Origin of the sequence: Vibrio sp. 1CM8B, from assembly GCF_023161685.1 — a bacterium.
Lineage (GTDB): Bacteria > Pseudomonadota > Gammaproteobacteria > Enterobacterales > Vibrionaceae > Vibrio > Vibrio coralliirubri.
On the sequence record NZ_JALNTU010000012.1, the window covers coordinates 24474 to 46770 of the forward strand.

20 protein-coding genes are annotated in these 22297 nt (G+C 46.0%); 5 read left to right on the forward strand and 15 right to left on the reverse strand.

What is annotated here, in order from left to right:
• Positions 1-120 precede the first annotated feature (120 nt).
• From MSG36_RS18940 to pilM, 13 genes are all read right to left on the reverse strand, one after another.
• On the reverse strand, positions 121-2715 hold the full coding sequence (locus MSG36_RS18940) for an ExeM/NucH family extracellular endonuclease (RefSeq protein WP_248369295.1): 2595 nt from the start codon (positions 2713-2715) through the stop codon (positions 121-123).
• Positions 2716-3100: 385 nt separating this feature from the next.
• Entirely contained in the window at positions 3101-4117 is a 1017-nt protein-coding gene (gene trpS / locus MSG36_RS18945; protein ID WP_016796005.1) for a tryptophan--tRNA ligase, read from the reverse strand.
• A 150-nt stretch (positions 4118-4267) separates the two neighbouring features.
• Positions 4268-4954 (reverse strand): phosphoglycolate phosphatase, encoded by a 687-nt coding sequence (locus MSG36_RS18950; protein WP_248369298.1) that lies wholly within the window; start codon positions 4952-4954, stop codon positions 4268-4270.
• A 102-nt stretch (positions 4955-5056) separates the two neighbouring features.
• Entirely contained in the window at positions 5057-5731 is a 675-nt protein-coding gene (gene rpe / locus MSG36_RS18955; RefSeq protein WP_017068835.1) for a ribulose-phosphate 3-epimerase, read from the reverse strand.
• Positions 5732-5932: 201 nt separating this feature from the next.
• Positions 5933-6781 (reverse strand): Dam family site-specific DNA-(adenine-N6)-methyltransferase, encoded by an 849-nt coding sequence (locus tag MSG36_RS18960; protein ID WP_048605377.1) that lies wholly within the window; start codon positions 6779-6781, stop codon positions 5933-5935.
• Positions 6782-6850: 69 nt separating this feature from the next.
• Positions 6851-8368, reverse strand: a complete 1518-nt coding sequence (locus MSG36_RS18965; RefSeq protein WP_248369300.1) for an AAA family ATPase — start codon at positions 8366-8368, stop codon at positions 6851-6853.
• A 79-nt stretch (positions 8369-8447) separates the two neighbouring features.
• A complete protein-coding gene (aroB, locus tag MSG36_RS18970) occupies positions 8448-9536 on the reverse strand; it encodes a 3-dehydroquinate synthase (protein WP_017061124.1) in 1089 nt (362 codons plus the stop codon).
• Between the two features lie 25 nt (positions 9537-9561).
• Complete coding sequence (aroK, locus tag MSG36_RS18975; RefSeq protein ID WP_017061125.1) at positions 9562-10080, reverse strand: shikimate kinase AroK; 519 nt, start codon at positions 10078-10080, stop codon at positions 9562-9564.
• 176 nt (positions 10081-10256) lie between these two features.
• The gene (locus MSG36_RS18980) at positions 10257-11975 is read right to left on the reverse strand and encodes a type IV pilus secretin PilQ family protein (protein ID WP_086774522.1); all 1719 of its coding nucleotides are present in this window, start codon (positions 11973-11975) and stop codon (positions 10257-10259) included.
• A gap of 35 nt (positions 11976-12010) precedes the next feature.
• Positions 12011-12529: a pilus assembly protein PilP gene (locus MSG36_RS18985; RefSeq protein ID WP_048605381.1), complete on the reverse strand. Its 519-nt coding sequence runs from the start codon at positions 12527-12529 to the stop codon at positions 12011-12013.
• Positions 12516-13145 (reverse strand): type 4a pilus biogenesis protein PilO, encoded by a 630-nt coding sequence (gene pilO, locus MSG36_RS18990; RefSeq protein ID WP_248369302.1) that lies wholly within the window; start codon positions 13143-13145, stop codon positions 12516-12518. Before pilO ends, MSG36_RS18985 begins: the two co-directional genes overlap by 14 nt.
• Positions 13138-13737 (reverse strand): PilN domain-containing protein, encoded by a 600-nt coding sequence (locus tag MSG36_RS18995; protein WP_248369304.1) that lies wholly within the window; start codon positions 13735-13737, stop codon positions 13138-13140. The genes pilO and MSG36_RS18995 overlap by 8 nt, the downstream gene beginning before the upstream one ends.
• Positions 13721-14746, reverse strand: coding sequence for a type IV pilus assembly protein PilM (gene pilM, locus MSG36_RS19000; RefSeq protein ID WP_248369306.1), 1026 nt, complete (start codon positions 14744-14746; stop codon positions 13721-13723). Before pilM ends, MSG36_RS18995 begins: the two co-directional genes overlap by 17 nt.
• Positions 14747-14897: 151 nt before the next feature.
• Between pilM and MSG36_RS19005 the strand changes: the two genes are divergently transcribed.
• The gene (locus tag MSG36_RS19005; RefSeq protein WP_050619825.1) at positions 14898-17459 is read left to right on the forward strand and encodes a PBP1A family penicillin-binding protein; all 2562 of its coding nucleotides are present in this window, start codon (positions 14898-14900) and stop codon (positions 17457-17459) included.
• A gap of 118 nt (positions 17460-17577) precedes the next feature.
• On the opposite strand, the gene oxyR is transcribed toward MSG36_RS19005, so the two are convergent.
• The gene (gene oxyR / locus MSG36_RS19010; protein ID WP_017061132.1) at positions 17578-18471 is read right to left on the reverse strand and encodes a DNA-binding transcriptional regulator OxyR; all 894 of its coding nucleotides are present in this window, start codon (positions 18469-18471) and stop codon (positions 17578-17580) included.
• Between oxyR and MSG36_RS19015 the strand changes: the two genes are divergently transcribed.
• The 3 genes from MSG36_RS19015 (at position 18470) to MSG36_RS19025 (ending at position 21163) form a co-directional block, all read left to right on the forward strand.
• Positions 18470-18649 carry a hypothetical protein gene (locus MSG36_RS19015; RefSeq protein WP_050619826.1) on the forward strand — a complete coding sequence of 60 codons (180 nt, stop codon included), beginning with the start codon at positions 18470-18472 and terminating at the stop codon, positions 18647-18649. The genes oxyR and MSG36_RS19015 overlap by 2 nt on opposite strands.
• 44 nt (positions 18650-18693) lie before the next feature.
• Positions 18694-19422: a glutathione peroxidase gene (locus MSG36_RS19020; protein ID WP_017061133.1), complete on the forward strand. Its 729-nt coding sequence runs from the start codon at positions 18694-18696 to the stop codon at positions 19420-19422.
• Positions 19423-19696: 274 nt separating this feature from the next.
• Positions 19697-21163: a dihydrolipoyl dehydrogenase gene (locus MSG36_RS19025; protein WP_048612368.1), complete on the forward strand. Its 1467-nt coding sequence runs from the start codon at positions 19697-19699 to the stop codon at positions 21161-21163.
• Between the two features lie 274 nt (positions 21164-21437).
• On the opposite strand, the gene MSG36_RS19030 is transcribed toward MSG36_RS19025, so the two are convergent.
• Positions 21438-21785, reverse strand: coding sequence for a RidA family protein (locus MSG36_RS19030; RefSeq protein WP_004729674.1), 348 nt, complete (start codon positions 21783-21785; stop codon positions 21438-21440).
• A gap of 87 nt (positions 21786-21872) precedes the next feature.
• On the opposite strand from MSG36_RS19030, the gene MSG36_RS19035 reads away from it, so the two are divergent.
• On the forward strand, positions 21873-22121 hold the full coding sequence (locus MSG36_RS19035) for a DUF3624 domain-containing protein (protein ID WP_248369308.1): 249 nt from the start codon (positions 21873-21875) through the stop codon (positions 22119-22121).
• Positions 22122-22297: the final 176 nt, after the last annotated feature.

Below are 22297 nucleotides of genomic sequence, written 5' to 3' on the forward strand. Positions count from 1 at the left end.
TGGAAACTGCATTTAGCCAATAATTAAGGCCAACCTAAGTTGACCTTAATTGTTTACAGATAGCGTTAAGTTATCTGAATTGGCTTGCTTGTGTGGCAAGCCAATCTATTTGTGATTGAGCTAGTTGCGACGACGCCACATTGCTAAGCCAAACAGTGACATCAGAGCACCGAAGCCAAATGAACCACCGACTCGCAGCTCAAGAACCGCAGGGTCATGATCCGATGAACGGAAGTGATCTTGGTACTTAGGTAGGCCGCCTTTGTATTCTTCGTTGTAGTCAAACAACGTCGACTCACCACCGTTAATGTGCCAATCGGTAGCATCGACAACCCTATCTTTCAGGCTGTCGCTGATCAGCAGGTGGTCCAAAGCGCCTACTTCATCATTGTATGAGTAGCTCCAGCTGTCTGGGTGCTTTTGAGCCACAGCATTGATGTAGCCGTAGTTCTTCGTAATCACCGCACCGCTATCACCAAACTGCTCAACACCATCAATGTAGGTATTACGAGCTGCTTTGATTTGCTTACCGTATTTCTCTTCCGAGTAATCGGTTAGCACCAGCATTGGATCTTCCATGCCGTACGAGTTCATGTCACCCAGAATCACTTTATGGCCTTTGATGCCGTCTAGCGCTTCACCTAATGCAACTGCCGCAGCAACACGGAAGTTCTCACATGAACCTTGCTTATCGGCATCAACGCCACCTTGGCCGCCCTGCTCAACCGGTGCTGCATCTTCCCAACACTTAGAACCTTTCGATTTAAAGTGGTTAATCGCTACGGTGAGTTTCTCTTTGGTGCCTTTAACTTTAAAGGTTGGCGCCAATGAGTCACGTTGGTAGTTCTTACCATCTTCAATCACCTTACCTGAATCATCTAACACCTCTGGTGCTTGTTGGCTTGGCATCGCGATAACACGGCTGTCTTTAAGCTTCACTACCTTCTTACGGTAAATAACACCGGTTGTGATTACATCGGTACCAATCGAGTCCATCTCGTCGGTTACGCCATCTTCATTAGAATCAACAGCCACAAAGGTATAACGGTCTTTCTTACGCTCAATACGATCATTCAGTTGGTTAACAAGCTGTTGAATCGCTGAACCTTCACCAAAGCCGTTGTTCTCAATTTCCATCAAACCAATGATGTCTGCATCTAAGCGAAGAATCGCGTTCACAATCTTCTCTTGCTGCATCTCAAACTCAGTGATGGTGTTCGCGCCACGGTTGTTACCGTGCTGATTCGCGTCGCCACCAAATGGGGAATTAAAGTAGTTCAATACGTTGAAGGTCGCGATACGTAGATCGCCTTCATCCATGTCTGGTTTGTCGGTACGCGGATCGTTACGAACGAAGTTTTCAGCCGAGATCTGGTTGGTCGTAATTAAACGATACTCACCGTAGCTGTAGGTCAGCACGCCTTCTAGGCCAACAATGGTGTCATCAATGCGGATGTAATCTTCTGTTGAACCGTCTTGGTCGATATCAGTGCGGCCAAAATCTGGATAAAAAGGGACTTGTCCATCAGCCGCTTTTTGATCGGTTTCAACGAAAAGACGACGATCAGCGTTGTCTTCAGTTTGCTGCTTCGCTTCATCAGATCCCGCGGCGAAAAGCTGGTTCGGCTGCATGTTAATACGCTCATGCGCCAATACCATGTTGTTGCGACGACCTGCGTAGTCATAACCAAAGGTACGCGTCACACGCATATCAAGCGCTTCGGTTGTTTTCACCAACATGCCTTCGTAGCGTTCAAGCGTTGCAGCGAAGTTCTCGTCACTGTCTAGCACTTCAATCGCCGTCGCTTCAGGTGCCTGCTGCTCGCCCTGTTTTAGCCATTGGTTATTTTCTACTTTCAGCTGAGTGTGGCTGTAGTATTCTTGAACCTTGCCTTTCACACACACTACATCACCGGCTACTAGCTCTGAGCTCGACTGGTTGGTATGAATAAATAGGCCTTCAGAAGTGCTTGAGTTGAAATCATCCTCAAGTGCTTGCAAGTAGAAGCCTTTGGTTAGGCCTGTTGTTACCGCACTTACCACACCTTTGACGAAGTACTCATCGTCGGTGATGTACGGGTAGCCATCGATGAATGGCGATGTTGCGCCTTCACCTTGGATTTCTTGAATGGTGGTGAATACTGGGTCAGAGCCATCTTGTGTACAAGTGAACGCTTCTGGCAGTTCAACACTGTCTAGTGAACCTAGGCCTTCAATGCTGTCTTTGGGTAGCGATACCCATTGTGAAGCATCAAACGTCGCAGAAGGTGTTTGTGTCGCACGAACCAAAGTAACATCTTTGCCCCAGTCCACATCGCCCATCAAACCAACAACATCATGTACCGAGCCGTCTGAATTCAAGATAGCCAGCGGGTCGTCACCGTTATGATTGGCGATAGAGGCATTAATGATGTCAGCTTGAGCTTTAATCTCATCACTCGCACTAGAATGTGCGACCACGAGTACTTCACCGGGTGCTAAAACGTGGCCATCTAAAGGTAAAGTGGCACCCCATGATCCGTTGCCATTGGCAGATTTCGCCAATGAGTAACCATCTAAACTAATGCTGCTATCGCCACTATTGGCAATCTCAACCGCTTTGTTATAGCTGCCGCCTTCCACATATTGTGAAATAAACAAATCAGCGTGTGCGCTTGTAGTTAACAAGCTACCAATTGCCACTGCTAGCAATGAAGGTTTGTGTAAAAGAGCCATCCGTTTCACCTGAGTTCATCGAGTTATAGTCACTGCCATCTATGGGCGGTCATGTATTTTGTGGTAACTATCAGGTTTATTTATGAAAGGAATAAGTCAGTTGGCAAGAAAATGAGGAACTTATCACTTTGGAATCATCAATTATTTGGCACGTTATATATTTCCAACATATATAGAAACGAGTGTGATTTTATAAAGCTTGAGGGTGCCAATTAAGATCATCTGCACAGCATTACAACGATGGATATGCTAGCTAAATACTGCGTAAATTATCAATTCAAACAAGGGGTTTTCGAGGAAGGCAAATGGAATGGGCATGAAAAAGCCCAAAGTAAACAAAAGCTACTTTGGGCTCAAATTCTCAAGCGAGTTGTGTTAGTTCACCCTATGGGCGAGTAACAAAACCTACGGCTTCGTATGCTTTTTTCAGTGTCACTGCAGCACGCTCAGAGGCTTTTTCAGCACCGGCTTTCATTACTGCGTCCATGTAAGCACGGTCAGCACGGATACGGTGATATTCAGCTTGAATCGGCTCAAGCATCTCAACCAATGCTGCGCCTACGTCTTTCTTGAACGGGCCGTACATTTCAACGCCTTGGTACTGCGCTTCGATCTCTTCGAACGTTTTACCTGTCGCTGCAGAGTACAGACCCATCAGGTTAGAGATACCCGCTTTGTTTTCCCAATCGTGAGCAATGCGTGGTGGTGTTTCTGCATCGGTTTGCGCTTTGTTGATCTTCTTGATGATCGACTTAGGCTCTTCTAGCAGAGTAATCACGTTCTTACGGTTGTCGTCCGACTTAGACATCTTCTTCGTCGCATCTTGCAGGCTCATTACACGTGCATTCACTGTTGGAATGTAAGGTTCTGGTACTTGGAAGATTGGCGTTTCAGGACCGTAGATGTTGTTAAAGCGAGTTGCGATATCACGCGCTAGCTCTAAGTGTTGTTTCTGGTCGCTACCTACAGGCACTTGGTGAGCACCGTAAAGCAGGATGTCTGCAGCCATCAACACTGGGTAGTCGTACAGGCCTACGTTTACGTCGTTTGAGTGACGTGCAGACTTATCTTTAAACTGAGTCATACGGCTCAGCTCACCCATTTGTGTGTAACAGTTAAGAAGCCAACCAAGTTGAGCATGCTCTGGTACGTGTGACTGAACAAATAGCGTGCTCTTCTTTGGATCAACACCGACAGCAAGACAGATTGCTAGTGCGTCTAGAGTCGCTTCATGCAGTGCTTTCGGATCTTGGCGAACCGTAATTGCGTGAAGGTCTACAACACAGTATTGGCAATCGTAATCATCTTGCATCTGTTGCCATTGACGTAGAGCACCCAAGTAGTTACCGATACTTAGTTCACCAGATGGTTGAACACCACTCAATACGATGGGCTTGCTCATGGTTTTAATTCCTTTGCTTATTCGCTAAGTTTATTGAACGCTTAGCTTCTTAACTTAAATATAGAAAAGCCGCACAGCTCTTCTGTACGGCTCATCCAGTGTACTCATTGATAAGTATTTTGCTAGTAGGTTAGCTAACTTTTGTCCGCTTTATGCTGAAACTAGAACGACATCTAGTAATTGCGCGACGTTATCCGCGACATAGTCAGGGTTTGATGCTGAAATCGGCTCGCCGTGGTTATAACCGTAAGTCAGACCAAACGAGTGACAGCCTGCATTCTTAGCCGCTTTAATGTCGTTGCTTGAATCGCCAACCATCAGCATCTCTTCCGCTTTAACATTGTACTTTTCTAGCAACCAGTTCAGCGCGATTGGGTTCGGTTTTTTCTCTGGGAAAGAGTCGCCGCCCAACACATCAACGAAGTACTTATCGATACCGTGTTGCGCCAGAACGTCTGGTACAAACTTTGATGGCTTGTTGGTGACCAGCGCCATAGTGAAGCCAGCTTTATCCAGCTCAGCCAGTGTCTCTTTAACCGATGGGTAAAGGTGACTCAACTTGTGGCCGCCCTGTTCGTAGAAATCGTCAAACAGGATGCGTGCTTTTTTCAGTAGCTCTGGCTCTAGGCTTGGGTCAACCGTCAGGTTACGGCTGAGTGAGCGTCCGATAAGAACATCAGCACCATTACCTACGTAGTCGCGAACTTGTTCTTCGCTCACTGAAGGGAAGCCCAACTCCTGACAAGCTTGGTCAGCAGCAACGGCCAAATCAGGCACGCTATCTAACAAGGTTCCATCCAAATCAAAGGCGATCAGTTTTATTGAGCTTAATGACATCTTACTTTCCTATTTATTATGTTCGTCTTATGAGTTGAGCTATAAGACGTAAAAAAGGGGCAAATTAGCCCCTTAATATTCAATCTATCTGTAGTTTTACGATTATGCGTTTACTTTTGCAAGCTCTGCACGCATCTCATCAATCACTTCTTTGTAATCTGGTTGATTGAAGATAGCTGAACCCGCAACGAACATATCTGCGCCCGCTTCTGCGATTTCACGGATGTTATCCACCTTCACGCCGCCATCAATCTCAAGGCGAATGTCACGGCCTGACTCATCAATCAGCTTACGAACAGCACGCAGTTTATCTAGCGTGTGAGGAATGAAAGATTGACCACCGAAGCCTGGGTTCACAGACATCAGTAGAATCATGTCTACTTTGTCCATGATGTAATCTAAGCAAGAAAGCGGCGTTGCAGGGTTAAGAACCACACCCGCTTTACAGCCGTGCTCTTTGATTAGCTGTAGAGTGCGATCGATGTGCTCTGATGCTTCAACGTGGAAGGTAATCATTGAAGCACCGGCTTTAGCAAACTCAGGCACGATGCTGTCTACTGGCTTAACCATAAGGTGAACATCGATAGGAGCCGTAATACCGTAGTCGCGCAGCGCTTTACAAATAGGCGCGCCAAAAGTCAGGTTAGGTACGTAGTGGTTATCCATCACATCAAAGTGCACAACGTCGGCACCAGCTGCGAGTACTTTTTCTACGTCTTCACCAAGACGAGCAAAATCTGCAGACAAAATCGATGGAGCGATTAGAAAATCTTTCATACCAAACCTCTTAAGAGTGAGTAAATTGCGAATATCACCGCCTTGGTGACATCTCATACACAAATACAAGACTCAATCCCAAGACTATTTGGTGTGCAATTCTACCTAAGCACCTAAGCAGATCCTAGCAGTTCGAAAGATTAGTTTAAGAAAGTATCCGTTGGTCACTCAATTTAATGAGTTTGGCGGATATTCTGACCATTACTGTTCCGCTGATGCGTGCTGCTGGTTTTTCTCTTTATGGAAAAGCGCCAATAGCTCATCAACTTTATTACGGCCAGCGCCATTGCGGCTGATGGTACGTTTCACCTTAACCACGTTCAACTCCGCACCATGATATAAGCGACGAGTTAATGTCGTATCGTGGTTTGAAATCAAAACAGGAATACCGCGTTCCATCGCTGCTTTTTCAGCAACATCCGCCAGTGCAGCTTGGTCATCTAAGCTAAAGCCATTACCTGCGTAAGAGGTAAAGTTAGCCGTGTTCGACAGTGGTGCGTATGGAGGATCGCAGTAAACCACACAACCTTTACGCGCGCGGCTAAAGGTTTCATGGTATCCCTCACAGACGAAGGTGGCCTTTTTCGCTTTCTCGGCAAAAAACTCCAGCTCAGCTTCTGGGAAGTAAGGTTTTTTATAAGAACCAAATGGAACGTTAAAACCGCCCTTCTTGTTGTAACGACACAGGCCATTGAAACCAAATCGGTTCATATACAAGAAAGCCAACGAACGATACATGACGTTATCTGTACCATTGAACTCAGCACGAATATCTAAGAAGGCTTCTTTGCGGTTGTTCTCAGGACAGAACCAGCGCTTCGCTTCCGTGATATAAGTTTCAGGATCGGTTTTAAGTAGGTTGTACAGGTTGATAAGATCGGGATTGATGTCTGCAAGCAGGTACTGTTCAAAGTCAGTATTCAGAAATACTGAGCCGGCACCGACAAACGGTTCTACCAATTTACGAGCAGGTGGCAGGTGACGTTGGATGTCTTCAACTAGGCCATATTTACCACCAGCCCATTTTAGAAAGGCACGCTGCTTTTTCATTTACTGCTCTATCTATCAACTCAAAAATAAGGCTGCGGAATGTAACATATTTTGAGGCTAAGCTCAGGGTTATTTCGCACGTTCTATCTCTCGATGTACTTGATTCATCGATTTTGCCCAAGGTTCCAACTGTTGAAGGGGTTTTGATAACGCACTTACCGCGTCTCTCGCCACTTGAATCGTTGGGTAATCTTGATAAGTGATAATAAACCACTTGGTGTCGTTACGAAGTGTTGGGTAAATACGAACCTTGTTCTCAAGGTCATACTCTTCAATGAAAGATTGTACGTCTTCCAATGAAGTCATCGCACTCAACTGTAGGGTATAAGCTCGCGGCGAGATAGCTTGTAACTCTTCGCGAGAAAATGAGAAGGTGATTTTCTTAGTCGGTGGTGTGGACTGGGTTAGGTCTGCTGCTTCATCGGCTGAAGGTTGTGACTCCACTTTGTCTGCATCTGACTGCGAACTCACCGCGGCACCTGTGTTTTCTTCAACAGCAGCATCAATCGCACTGGTATCGGCACTTTCAGGTTTATCATCAAGCAAGGCATCAACCACATCAGAGGTGATTACGACACGCTGCTGATCTTGTGTTGCCTCACCAACACTGGCTGTCTCTTCAACCACAACCGGTGGCAAAGAAGAGCTGTCGTCATCAGCCCCCTGGTAACTCATGTCAGCTTCGGCTTCCGAATCTACCATTCCGTCGATTCCAGCTTGCTCGGTACCACTTCCCACTTCAAAAGTTGGGATAGCTGTCTGTTCAATAGGAGCGATAAGAGATTGCGCTTTATCGTCAGGGGTTGGTTGACTGAACATCCACCAATAGCCACCACCAATTAAAATCAACAACAAGGCCACCACAATCGCGATATTGATGGGTGAGCCAATAATTGAGCGAATAATAATCCTTTTTTCCACTTTCAATTCTCCTAAAGCCATTAACTCACCGGGCAGAGGTTGCGCTTTATTAAACGCACGTCGCACGCGAGTTTCAGACTCATCATCAACATATCGAATCACCAGTGATTCAAAGAAATGTTCAGCTTCTGGTTGCGAAAGGTCATCGATCTCAAGATCGATAGGCTTGTGTTGTTGACCGTAACTCAAACGCGTTAATAACGTATCTAAGTGGCCAGGTTCCGAGAAGAGAACGATATTGATCGTCCATTGAGGGTTTGATTGAGCTTCTAGTACCAACATCCATAATTCGGATACCAATAGCTCAGAAAGTCGTTGGGCATCATCAACGACGATAACCACATTACACGGCTCTCCATCCAGTAACCTTGTCAGGCTATCAGATAAAGAATCATGTTGATTAAACAGGGGATCAGAAACAATTTGGCTAAGAATAAGCGCGCGGCGTTGTTGATCGTCTTGGCTTGGATGACAAAGCAGTAAACACTGATTTTTTTCTGTCGACCATGCTTCAAGATAACGCTGAGCCAACCAAGATCGGCCAGAGCCAGCTTTGCCAGCCACCGTCACAAGGTTTGAACCAAAGTTAGTCAAAAGCTGTAAGCGCTCTAGCAGCTCAACTTGAGATTCTAACTCTAATACTCTTAATTCATGAGCCAAACTCATTGGGGATCCCTACTGATAAGATCGATCAGTAAAACGCTTCAGTTGCCTAGAGTTTAGCTAGGCAACCTCACAACCAAATTTAAAGAGTACGGCAGAAATCGATCGCTTGTTTAATGATGTCTTGAGGCACATCAGCAACCACTTCAGCAGTACCAATACTTGTTGGTAATACCAAACGCAACTGACCAGACAGCACTTTTTTATCGCGCATCATGTGCTTCATAAAGTCTTCAAAAGACATGCTTTCTGGCGTATGAATTGGTAGTTTCGCATTCTTGAGTATAGAAATAATTCGCTCAAGTTGCTGCTGAGAGATCAGTCCCTGTAATTGAGCTGTTTTAGCTGCCATTACAGTGCCTGACGACACAGCTTCACCATGTAGCCAATTACCATAGCCTAGTTCTGCTTCAATCGCATGACCAAATGTATGACCTAGGTTCAATAACGCTCTGATTCCTGACTCTTTTTCATCTAGAGCCACCACTTCAGCCTTAATTGCACAACAACGAGCAATCGCGGTAATCAGTGCTTCTTCATCAAGTTGATAAAGTTTCTCTAGATTTTGCTCCAACCAATCAAAGAAGGCTTCATCGTAAATGATGCCGTATTTGATCACCTCAGCAATGCCCGCTGCAAACTCACGCTCTGGAAGCGTTGATAAACAGTTGGTATCGATGATCACAGATTTCGGTTGGTAAAAAGCGCCGATCATATTCTTGCCAAGAGGATGGTTTACTGCGGTTTTACCACCAACAGAAGAGTCCACTTGAGAAAGAAGGGTCGTCGGGATTTGAATGAAATCAATACCGCGCTGGTAACAAGAGGCAGCAAAACCGACCAAGTCACCGATTACACCACCACCTAAAGCAATTACCACCACATCGCGGCTGTAATTTCCTTCAAGCATGTAGCTCATCACTGAATTGAACGTTTCAAGGGTTTTGTACTGTTCACCGTCTGGCAGCTCGAGAAGAGATGTCTGACAGCCGACTTGATCCAATAGCGATAAAATTTTATCAGCATAAAGAGGCGCTACTGTCACATTACTGATAACAACAACTTTCTGCTTACCTGATAAAAAAGAAAGGTACGCCGGGTCTTCAAATAACCCGGCGCCAATAGAGATAGGGTAGCTACGCTCAGCTAGATTGACCGTAATCCGTTCCATGGGTTTGCTCTCCGAAAAAATGAACTTAACGTTCTTCTAGCATTTTTACGATCTGGTTGGCTACCACTTTTGCACTTTGGTCGTCAGTACGAACTGTGTAGTCCGCCACTTCTTCGTATAGTGCGTTGCGAGATACAGCTAGATCTTCTAGCACATCACGCGGGTTGTCTGTTTGAAGTAGAGGGCGTTTCTTGTCGCGGTTAGTGCGAGCAAGTTGCTTTTCAATTGTTGTCTCTAGGTATACAACAATGCCTCGTGCAGATAGACGGTTACGGTTTTCTTTGCTCAACACTGAACCACCACCTGTCGCAAGAACAATACCTTGTTCTTCTGTCAGATCATTGATTACAGATTCTTCGCGCTTACGGAAACCTTCTTCGCCCTCAACATCAAAAACCCATGCGATGTCTGCGCCAGTGCGCTCTTCGATCACAGTGTCAGAGTCTAGAAACTCCATATGAAGTTGGGAAGCTAGGTGTCTACCAATTGTACTTTTGCCGGCGCCCATTGGGCCAACAAGAAAAATATTGCGTTTCTCAGCCATGTTTTTAGCAGTAATTTACAACGTTAATTCAATGACATCGCCACAAGGTAGGTCAGTACAAGTACTGAAATTAAAAGGCCCGTGGCACCGATTCCTCACAGATAATTCGTGATAAGACCCGAAATTATCAAGGTTAGGTGCCACTAATGCAACTTTATTTTTAATCTAATTGTTCATTACTGAATCACAACTTTGGGTGTGACAAAAATAAGTAGTTCACTTTTACCCACATTTTCATAGCTGCGACGGAACAATGCACCCAAAACTGGCAGGTCTCCCAACAGAGGAACTTTATCCACCGTACTGCTCACGCTGTGCTGAAATATCCCGCCAAGCACGACAGTTTCACCATTATTAACAAGCACTTGCGTACCTATTCTTTGCGTATCAATGGCGACAGCTTCACCGGTTCCGGTTTTTACCACTTGCCCTGGCCTATCTTGAGTCACGCTCAAATCCAAGACCAAGCGATTGTCGGGTGTGATCTGCGGTGTCACCTTAAGACTCAATACCGCTTTCTTAAATGCGACCGACGTAGCGCCACTTGAAGATGACTCTAAGTAAGGAATTTCAGTACCTTGCTCAATATAAGCCGGCTTTTTATTGGTGGTGATTAAGCGTGGGCTGGAAATGATTTCAGCTTTTGACTCTTGTTGCAGTGCTGACAGTTCAAGATCGAGTAAGGTATCTGAGCCCAGCTTAGCCACCTGAAACGCAATACTCGAGGCGTTCGGCGATGTTGCCCCTAAATTGACGTTGAGATAGTCATCAATCACGCTGCTGCCGCTATCGTCGTCATACGGCGTAATAGCTGATGGGTGGTTGCCTTCGATTGAACCACCAACGGTGAAGCTTCCGTTGGTTGATGAAACGCCCCAGCGCACGCCAAGCTCATCCAGGTTACCCTCGGTAACAGTGACAATACGAGCCTCTATCTGTACTTGCTTCACGGGAATGTCTAGCGATTCAATGATGCCTCTGATCACGGCAATGTTTTCTTCCAATTCACGAATAAGCAGTGAGTTGGTGCGCTCATCAATGGTAATTGAACCACGATCGGACAACATGCTCACCGCACCTTCACCACCAATCATGTCAGCAATGTCGGTGGCCTTAGCAAAGTTAATCTTGATGATTTCCGATTTAAGCTCCCCTAACTCCTCTTCTAAGCGAGATTTTTCTAACGCTTGTTGCTCTCGAAGGTCGAGCTCCGCTTTCGGCGCGACCAAGATAACATTGCCATCAACACGCTTATCCAAGCCTTTAACTTGCAAGATAATGTCGAGAACTTGCTGCCAAGGTACGCCATCTAAGCGTAACGTTAGGTTTCCGGCTACCGAGTCAGACACCACGAGATTGAAGTCGTTGTAGTCGGCAATCAACTGCAGGACATTTCGTACTGGGATATCCTGGAAGTTAATCGATATCAGCTTGCCCTCTTTCTCTAGAACGCTTTTTTCTTTAGTCGCTTCATCGATAACCGGCTTGCTGATCACCACCTCAATAAAGCGCCCTTTTAGATTGTATTCATACTGATAGTCATTGCTAATCGTCGCTAGAAGCCGAGTGCTTGGTGTCTCTTTGTAGACTTCAATGCCTTCAACCAAGGTAGCGAAGTCTTTCACATCCAATAGGTAGAGTTTGTCATCATCAACTTGAGTATTGATTAACTCGATACTTAACCCTTCCTGAGCACGTTGAACGTCCACCACTGCGGTGCTGGTCGCCAGCTCAATGATGATGACGGCGTCTTTATCCTTGTTCACCCTAAAATCAATATTCTCTAATTTGTTCGGTAAGCTCTCGGCATGGCTGAGCACGCTAACAACCAACATCACAGACACAGCAAAACCTTGTAGAGCCTTGCTCACTAATCCACTTATTCCTTTAATCATATTTACATCTCATATCCACATCATGTGACATTGGTTTACTTCAGAGCCAGCCTAACGTTGCGCTTATGCCAACAACCTAAGCCATCTGGAAGAGTTTCATTAATCTGAACGTACTGGCTGGTCACCTTGGTAACTCGGCCATTGTTTAAGCCGATAAACTGACCTTTTTTGACGTTTACCACGTTGCCTTTGGGGGTTTGCACTAAGCCGAACACGCTTGAGCCACTGCCCATCACGCCTCTTAAACGAAGCTTACTCAGCGGGTACTTCTCTAACTTGCCATTACGAGAACGGGCGCTGGGTTGCCAACAGTCTTTCTTCACCAAGGGTTGGTTTTGCACAATGGCTTCTTTAGGCAGTTCAAAGGGAGGACGAAAGGCACGGCGCTGATAAGTCGCCGCCGTGAATTCCGTTGCTGGGACAAGTTGCTCGACGTCTTTTCTTGCCTTGGCTTCAACCTGCGCGACAAAGTCTTGCAGTGAGTCTTGATTAGCTTTGCAGCCTGACAACGCAAGCAGCAATACGATTGAGTAAAACGCGCTATTGGGTTTCATCATTGACCTCCGATTTAAACTGGTAGGTATAAGCTCGAACCCTAAAGTGCAGCGTGCTGCTTTCTTGGCTGACTCGCTGCCAATTCACATCATCAAAGCTGATAATGCGCGGCAGCTTGGCGATGGCAGCAGAGAAGTCACCAATCTCATGATAGTCACCTGTCAGCTCAATATTGAGAGGTAATCGATAGAGGAACTCCTTGTTCTGCTTTTGCCCCCAATCAATTCGCGTGAAGGTCAGCGAGTTATCCAAGCCGAGCTCATTCACTGAGGCCAACATGCTCGCCAACTCCTTTTGAACGGGCAGTTGCTCTAACAAGTAATCGTAACGGCTGGTTAACTCATCCAACTGGCTCTGCAACTTAGGCAAGGCTGCAACCTTATTAGCCTTTATTCTCAATGTCGTTTTTAAGGTCTGCTCCTGTTGCTTCATCTGTTGCAGTTCCTCGTCGAGCGGCAGCACATACAGCCAAGTGCCAACACCTTGGATTAACACTATCAACACCAGAATCACGAGAAGCTGAGGCAACAATGGCCATTCAGAGATCTCATCAACATCGAGATCTTGCAAGCTCATCCTATTTTGCCTACTAATCCTATTTTGAAGGTTAGCCATGATGCGCCCCCTTCTCTTTTATGCTCGCGGTTGTGTTGTCTAAAGGCACAGGGCTAAACACAAAAGAGACCTTGAAGGTCTGGAACTCTTTATTGAAGCGCTTGCGGTTATGAACGATAGAGTGCATCTCGACCCCTTTCAGGGAATCTGAACGCTCGAGGTTATCCAGCATGGTGGCGAGACGAGCAGTACTGTCGCTGATGCCCGACATTTCAATCTCCTGACCATTCATCTTTATCTTGTCGACATATACGCCCTCAGGAATCAGCTCCGGCATCAGGTTCATAAAGTCGGTGGTCTTATTGCGGCCAAGCTGCAGCGACTCCACTACATCAAGACGAGTCAGAATGGCTTTGTGTTCTTGCTCTGCGACTTTTAACGACTGAATTTGTCGGTCGAGCTCAGCAATGTACTGATTGAGGTAATTGAGGCGAGCTTGCTGCTTGGCTTGTTGGTCGTGAAAATAGTGACCAACCGCCCATTGCCCTATAAGCGCAATGATGACGCCAAGAATGACCAGATGGATAAAACGCTTCTTGTGCTGAGCACGAATCTCATCACGCCACGGCAGCAGGTTAATTTGATGCAACATGCTTCTCTCCCTGCCACTTGAGTCCACTCATCGCCATACCCGCCGCGATACCAAAGTGTTGCCAGTCCATCGGCAGTCGGCGTCTCTTGGCGACCTTATTCTCAAACAGAGACAAAGGGTTCAATGACTCGCAGCTCATCTGAAAATGACGTTCTAGCTCTTCGGTTACCATAGGAATGCTGGCGCCCTCGCCCATCAGCCAGATCCCTGAGATAGGTTGCTGCGCATTTCCCGAAGAATAGAGCTGCAATTGACGCTTGAGCTTCTCAATCAGGTTAACAATGAATTGATGAGTCTCTTCCATCGTACCGAACACGCTCTCGATATCACTCGGGTCATCTGAGCTGCGAAGATCTTGAGTGCCAAAGGCGATGTCTTTATAGAAAGGCGACGAATTCTGTGGGATAACCCCTAGCGAGGTTTGGTCGATTCCAACATCCACCAGCAACCAGTTTTTCTTATCGGGATACAGACGCGAGGCCAATTGCCAGATATTGAGTAGCCCATGCGCCTGCGTATCCACCACCACAGGTTTAAAGCCAGCCTTAGTTAATGCATCCGCTCGGCTATCCACCACTTCCTTACGAGTGGCATATACCTGATAACTGCTTGTCGAACCTTTACCAAATCGTTTGTCTTCCAGCTTTACAAAATCTAAACTCAGCTCCTCGATAGGAAAGGGAGATTGATGGGCGAAGGTTTGATAGATAGAAAACTCTTTTTCTCGGTCTTCTAACTCACTCTCTATTTGCAGTACTTTGCTGATCACTGTGTTATCAGGTACCGAAATGGCGACGTTGCGACAGCCAAAAGGCAGTCCTTTCCTAAGTTCTTTAAGTTTCTTAACAGTTTTCTGATACTCCAAAGTATGGTTAGCTGTAAAAATGTCGTCCGAAATCGGCAGCTCTTTGTATCCCACTAGGGCATACAACTCCCCCACGGGTTTTAGGACCACAGCTTTGATGCTGTGATGATTTATATCTATACCTGTAATTAATGATGAACCCATGTGACCTAGCTCCTGAAGTGCCAAGCATTTCGTTGATTATCTAGGGGTTGTGATTATTAGTTAAATAAGCGTTAATAAACGAAAGCTAAGTTTTTAGCCTAGAGTACAAGGGTTTGCTGCTTATCAGCCTTAACTAATCAGGGATTATCCGGTGAAGTTCATAAAGCGATTATTCATATTTACATTGATTTGCATGATTCTTGGAGTCAGTACAATTTTCGGGTTTTATTATTACGTAAAACCAGAGTTGCCTGATGTTGCCACTTTGCGCGACGTAGAACTCCAAACGCCGATGCAAGTCTTCAGTCAAGACGGTAAGCTGATCTCTCAATTTGGTGAAAAGCGTCGTAATCCAGTCACTTATGACGAGATTCCTCGCCACTTAGTTGAGGCTCTGATTGCCACCGAAGATAGCCGTTTCTATGAACACCCAGGTATTGACCCAATCGGTATCACACGTGCAGCACTCGTGGTTGCCATGTCGGGTTCAGCCAAACAAGGTGCGAGTACCATTACTCAGCAGCTTGCGCGTAACTTCTTCTTATCTAATGAGAAAAAGATTATGCGTAAGATCAAAGAGATCTTCATTGCGATCCACATTGAGCAGCTTCTTAGTAAAGAAGAGATCATGGAGCTTTACGTCAACAAGATCTTCCTTGGTCACCGTTCGTATGGTTTTGGCGCGGCAGCACGTGTTTACTTCGGTAAAGATCTTCCTGATCTCACGCTGAGTGAAATTGCGACCCTTGCGGGTATGCCAAAAGCACCTTCGACAATGAACCCTATTTACTCTGTTGAGCGCGCGACTAACCGTCGTAACGTTGTATTGCGTCGTATGTTAGACGAGAAATACATCACTCAGGCAGAGTTCGATGACGCTCGTAGCGAAGAAATCATCTCGAAATACCACGGTGCAGAGATCGAACTGAGCGCGCCATATGTTGCTGAAGTTGCACGTGCTTGGATGGTGGAACGCTACGGTGAAGAAGCTTATACATCAGGCATGAAGGTCTACACGACCGTGGATTCGAAGCTGCAAAAAGCAGCGAACCAAGCCGCGATTAAGAACCTACTTGGCTACGATGAGCGTCACGGCTACCGTGGTGCTGAAAAAGTATTGTGGCAGACTGCGCAATCAGCGTGGGATCAAGAACAAATCGTTAAACACCTAAAGTCTCAACCAACCTACGGTGACTTAGTCCCTGCTGTTGTTACCGCGGTTGATTCGAAAAGTGCTCAAATTTGGGTTAAGAACCAAGGTGAAGGCACTATCGAATGGCAAGGCATGAACTGGGCGCGTAAATTCCTAACAGATAACCGCCAAGGACCAGCGCCTTCTCAAGCGAAAGAGATTCTGGCGGTTGGTGAGCAAATCTGGGTTCGCCATGAAGCCGTTACCGGCGATGAAGTCTCTGAAGAGCCGACAGAAGAGTCAGCGACTGCAGAATCAGAAACACCGATTGTATGGCGACTAAGTCAAGTACCGAATGCGAACACAGCATTTGTTGCAATGAACCCAAACAACGGCGCGGTATTGTCGATGGTGGGTGGCTTTAACTTTGTTCACAACAAGTTCAACCGTGCAACGCAATCTATTCGTCAGGTGGGTTCTGGTATCAAACCATTTATCTACTCAGCAGCGATTGAGAAAGGCTTAACGCTAGCCTCACTGATCAACGATGCACCAATTAACCAATGGGATAAGAGCCAAGGTACAGCATGGCGACCAAAGAACTCGCCACCGACTTACGTGGGTCCAACTCGTTTACGTATTGGCTTAGCTCAGTCTAAAAACGTAATGGCGGTACGTGTACTGCGCGAAGTAGGCCTAGATGATACTCGTAACTACCTAACTCGATTTGGCTTTGATATTGACGAAGTTCCGCGCTCTGAAACCATTGCTCTGGGTGCTGGCAGCTTAACGCCAATGAAAGTAGCACAAGGTTACTCAGTGTTCGCTAATGGCGGCTACTACGTTGAACCTTTCTACATCAGCCGCATTGAGACACCATTTGGTGAGACTGAATTTGAAGCGACACCGAAAGTGGTTTGTAAAGACGATTGCCAACAGCAAATGACCTCAGATCCAATGGCTGATGAGTTTGCAGAGCAAGATGTGGATGCCAAAGTACAATACGCACCTCAAGTTATCTCTGAACAGAACGCATTCCTTGTTCGTGAAATGATGTACAGCAACATCTGGGGTGGCGGTGATTGGAGTGCAGGTACTGGTTGGAACGGTACAGGTTGGCGTGCACAGCCGTTGAAGCGTCGTGACATTGGCGGCAAAACGGGTACCACCAACGATTCGAAAGATACTTGGTATAGCGGTTACGGCCCTGGCATGGTTGCAACGGTATGGGTTGGTTTTGATAACCACAACCGCAACCTAGGCAGAACTAAAGCGAACTCAAACCTTGGTAAAAATCAGATTACTGGTGCAGAAGCTGGCGCGAAAACAGCAGAACCTGCATGGGTTGATTTCATGGGTACGGCGTTAGCGGGTGTTCCTGCTGAGCGTAAAGAAATTCCGGAGAACATCGTTCGTGTTCGTATCGACCGTGAAACTGGCTTACTGACCAACAAGTTCGATAGCTCATCAATGTTCGAGTACTTCGAGAAAGGCACAGAGCCAACCGAGTACATCACTGAACGTTTCAATGATGATATCTACTCAACCTCATCAGGTGAAGCAGTAGAAGAACTGTTCTAACTAGGGTTTGCAGAACCTAGTTACATGAACCAATAAAAAGGGTTGATATGCATTCATATCAACCCTTTTTTTTATATCTATATCTATATCTGACCAGACTAGGCTCTAAACTCAAGCGCTAAGCCGTCTTCTCCAGTTGAGTTCGAATCGTCTCAGCCAGTTGCTCGAAACGTCCCTTCAATGGAGAGCCCGGACGGTAAGCCACGACAATTCTACGTGAAGGTGTTGGATTCACCGCTGGCACGTAACACACACCATCTTTCTGCTTTTCCTTTGGCACCGATAGCTGAGGTAGCAAGGTAATACCCGCCCCTGCCGCGACCATGTTACGCAGCGTTTCTAAGCTTGTTGCCTTAAAGCGCTCATCATCTTTCGCACCCGCAGCAAAACAGAAACCCAAGGCTTGGTCTCTTAAACAGTGACCGTCACCTAGCGCCAGTACAGTTTGTCCATTTAGCTGCAGCATATCGACAGTGTCTTGCTGAGCCCACTCGTGGTCACATGGAACAGCAACACTTAACGGCTCGTCATACACATCAATCTCTTTAAACACCGCCGTTTCATCAACCGCAGCCAGTACCAAGCAATCCAGCTTGCCATCTTCAAGTTGGCTCACTAATTGATGAGTCTGAGCTTCATGCAGATAAAGCTCAAGATCGGGGAAGCTCTCTTTAAGATGAGGAACAATCTTAGGCAAGATGTAAGGACCCACGGTTGGAATAAAACCAATGTGCATTGGCCCCGTCATCGCTTCACCGTGTCCACTCGCCATATCTTTAAAAGTTTTCACTTCATTGAGAATACGCTTGGCTTGTTCAACAAGTTGTAACCCTGATTCTGTAAATATTACCTTCCTTGGACTACGCTCGGTTAACTGAAGTCCAATTTCATCTTCAAGTTTGCGTATTTGACCGCTTAGTGTCGGCTGACTGACAAAGCACGCTTCTGCCGCTTTTCGGAAGTGTTTATGCTCTGCGAGCGCCACCAAGTATTCAAAGTCACGAATGTTCATGATCAGTCTCTTACCTCAGGTTTTAATAAGAACAAGGGTTCTAAAAGAAACATTTAAAAGAAAAATGCTCTTGATAGAATTTACCTATCAAAACCATAACATCAAACGATTAGAGCTATCAAAGGATTTATCTAATAATGGGCTCAACGAAACGAAACAGAGCAAAGAAAAACGTTAAGCTCTGATAGAACAAAATTAAAAATACTATTTAAGGAAATCAATATGTTTGCATCTAAAGAAGGTCAATCAATCCCTCAAGTAACATTCCCAACTCGCCAAGGTGATGCATGGGTTAACGTAACGACTGAAGAGCTATTCAAAGACAAGACAGTTATCGTATTCAGCCTACCAGGTGCGTTTACGCCAACATGTTCTTCAAGCCACCTTCCTCGTTACAACGAGCTACACTCTGTATTCAAAGAAAACGGTGTTGATGACATTCTGTGTGTTTCAGTAAACGACACATTCGTAATGAACGCTTGGAAAGCAGACCAAGAAGCGGAAAACATCACATTCATCCCAGATGGTAACGGTGATTTCACAGACGGCATGGGCATGCTAGTTGAGAAAAACGACATCGGCTTCGGCAAACGTTCATGGCGCTACAGCATGCTGGTTAAAAACGGCGTGGTAGAAAAAATGTTCATCGAAGAAGACGTACCAGGCGACCCGTTCAAGGTTTCTGATGCTGATACTATGCTTAACTACCTTGCTCCTGAGCACAAAGAGCAAGAGTCAATCACAGTATTCACTAAGCCAGGCTGTCCTTTCTGTATGAAAGCGAAACAGAACCTAATCGACAAAGGTTTAAACTACGAAGAAGTGGTTCTAGGTAAAGATGCAACAACAGTAAGCCTACGTGCAATCTCTGGTCGCACTACCGTTCCTCAAGTATTCATCGGTGGCAAACATATCGGTGGTAGTGAAGAACTAGAAACTTTCCTAGGCTAATCGCTTCATCGCCGATATAGGCTCAGAAGTATCCGCTAACCCACCCTCTTGTGGGTTAGCTATTCCAAATGCTCTTATCTGAGTTTTGGAAAAAAGAATATAGCTGGTGACTCGCCTGTCTTTTACTAACCTATAGTTAGCAATAAAAGCAGAGTCACAAGCTAAACCTAATAAAACAGAATCACAAAACTGACCCGCTATCCTGACTCTCAAAAAATCATCAGAGTTGGAGGGGTTCGTTCAAACCAAATTTAGCCATTGCGAGAAAATTATTATGAAACAAGTCAATGTAGATGTAGCAGTTATCGGGGGCGGTACGGCAGGTTTAGGTTCTTACCGCGCTGCAAAAGCACACACTGACAGTGTCGTGATGATTGAAGGCGGCCCTTACGGTACAACCTGTGCTCGTGTTGGTTGTATGCCATCTAAACTGCTTATTGCAGCTGCGGAAAGCGTACACCAAATCGAGAAAGCTCCGGCTTTTGGCGTTCACCCACAAGGTGATATCGTGATTAACGGCCGTGAAGTGATGGACCGAGTGAAGTTTGAACGTGACCGTTTTGTTGGTTTTGTTTTAGAAGGTGTTGATGAAATTCCAGAGCAAGACAAGATCTCTGGCTACGCAAAATTTTTAGACGACAACACACTACAAATTGATGACCACACGGTTGTCACCGCTAAACGTATTGTTATCGCGACCGGTTCGCGCCCTGCATACCCTGCCGTTTGGAATGAGCTTGGTGATCGTCTGATCATTAACGACGACGTGTTCAGCTGGGATGATTTACCAGAATCGGTTGCCGTATTTGGCCCTGGTGTTATTGGTCTTGAGCTTGGTCAGTCACTGCACCGCTTAGGTGTGAAAACCAAACTGTTCGGTTTAGGTGGTCAAGTGGGCCCAGTTACCGACCCAGAGATCATGGCTTACGCAGATAAAGCCTTCAATGAAGAGTTCTATCTAGATGCCGACGTGAAAATCGAAAGCATGAAGCGCATTACCACTGAATCGGGTGAGGCTCGCGTCGAAATCCAGTTCATCAATAAACAAGGTGAGCTAGAAACTAACATCGTTGAATACGTACTGGCAGCAACAGGCCGTCGCCCTAACACAGACAAGCTTGGCTTAGAGAATACCTCTCTAGAACTTGATGAACGTGGTGTGCCAATCGCAGACCACTACACGCTACAAACATCGCTACCATCAGTATTTATCGCTGGTGATGCGAGTAACCAACTGCCTCTACTGCATGAAGCAGCAGACCAAGCGCGTATTGCGGGTGACAATGCAGGTCGCTTCCCAGAGATTCGAGCAGGCCTACGCCGCTCTAAAATCTCGGCAGTATTCTCTGACCCGCAAATCGCGATGGTTGGTGAAACCTACAAAGAGATCACCACACGCTTAGGCACATGTGGCTGTTTCGCAACGGGTGAAGTGTCTTTCGAAAACCAAGGTCGTTCACGAGTGATGCTACGCAACAAAGGTATTCTGCACGTTTACGGCGAGCAAGGTACAGGCCGCTTCCTTGGTGCTGAAATGATGGGACCAAACGCAGAGCACTTGGCTCACTTGTTAGCATGGGCACACCAGAACAAGATGACGGTTTCTGAAATGCTAGACATGCCGTTCTACCACCCAGTAATCGAAGAAGGTGTGCGAACAGCGCTACGTGACCTCAATGCGAAACTGCACCTAGGTCCAGAGATGGTGAAACACTGTCTGGATTGTGGTCCGGGCTGTTAATCTCAGGCTATCGTTAGTCAGTTAACAAACGCTAGATACTAAAAAGGAAAGCCATTGGCTTTCCTTTTTGTTTTTGGCAACGAGCAAACTATAGATTCCCGATTACGCTCCTTCGTCGCTTTCGGGAATGACGCTACTTTGAATACTGAGCAAATCCGAAGCCCAATAAGAACAACGCATAAACTAATCCAAGCTTTAACTCGTCATTCCAGAACCGAGGGACGAGGTATCTGGAATCTCTTGAAGCAATTACCGGTAGCTAAAGATTTAGCTATTACTTCTCAGCAGCAATCACAGAGATCTCAACAAGTAGCGCTTCACGAGCCATGTCGCCAGTCACACATGCGCGAGCTGGAGCGTGACCTTCAGGAACCCATGCATCCCAAACTGCGTTCATTTCTTGGAAGTCTTTCATGTCTTTCAAGTAAATCGTTGCTGACAGCATGTGCTCTTTGTCGCTGCCAGCTTGCTCAAGTAGGGCTTCTACTTTATCCAGCATCGTCTGTGTTTGCTCAGTGATGTCTTTGGTTGCATCAGCACACACTTGGCCACATAGGTAGATAGTGCCGTTGTGTTTCACAATACGGCTCATGCGTTGTTTGGTTTCTTGGCGCTCAATCATCGACTTTCTCTCTCTGTGTCACCGTGATCCAATATCTTGTGACGTGTTATTATCAGGGCAACAAGCATAACGCGAATCAAACCCAAGATGACATGCATTCATTGCAATAAAAGTGAAAAAATCCGTAACAAACTCGGTCGCTGCCAGCGTTGCATGAATAAGCTGATGGTGTTGTCGATTTTGAGTTGGGGAGTATGGTGGCTATTTTTCAGAGAAGACCCTAAAACCATCAATGCCATCGCTTTGATGATGGCCGCTTTCGCGTTCACTGGCTTGCTGTCGTTGCATTGGGTCATGAAGTTTGTGGTGCTACCGTTAAAGGGAAAAAAACGTTAGCTGGAAGCCTTTATTGGATAAAGAGTAGTGATTAGAGACAGGGCTAAATAATCCGATAATTCATCATGATTTTCGAGCTATTGTCATTTCCCAAACAGCAGATAGAAAAAAGCCCCAGAACCAATCGATTCTAGGGCTTTCTTAGAAAACTCTAAGAAAAAGCAGTGGTACTTTAA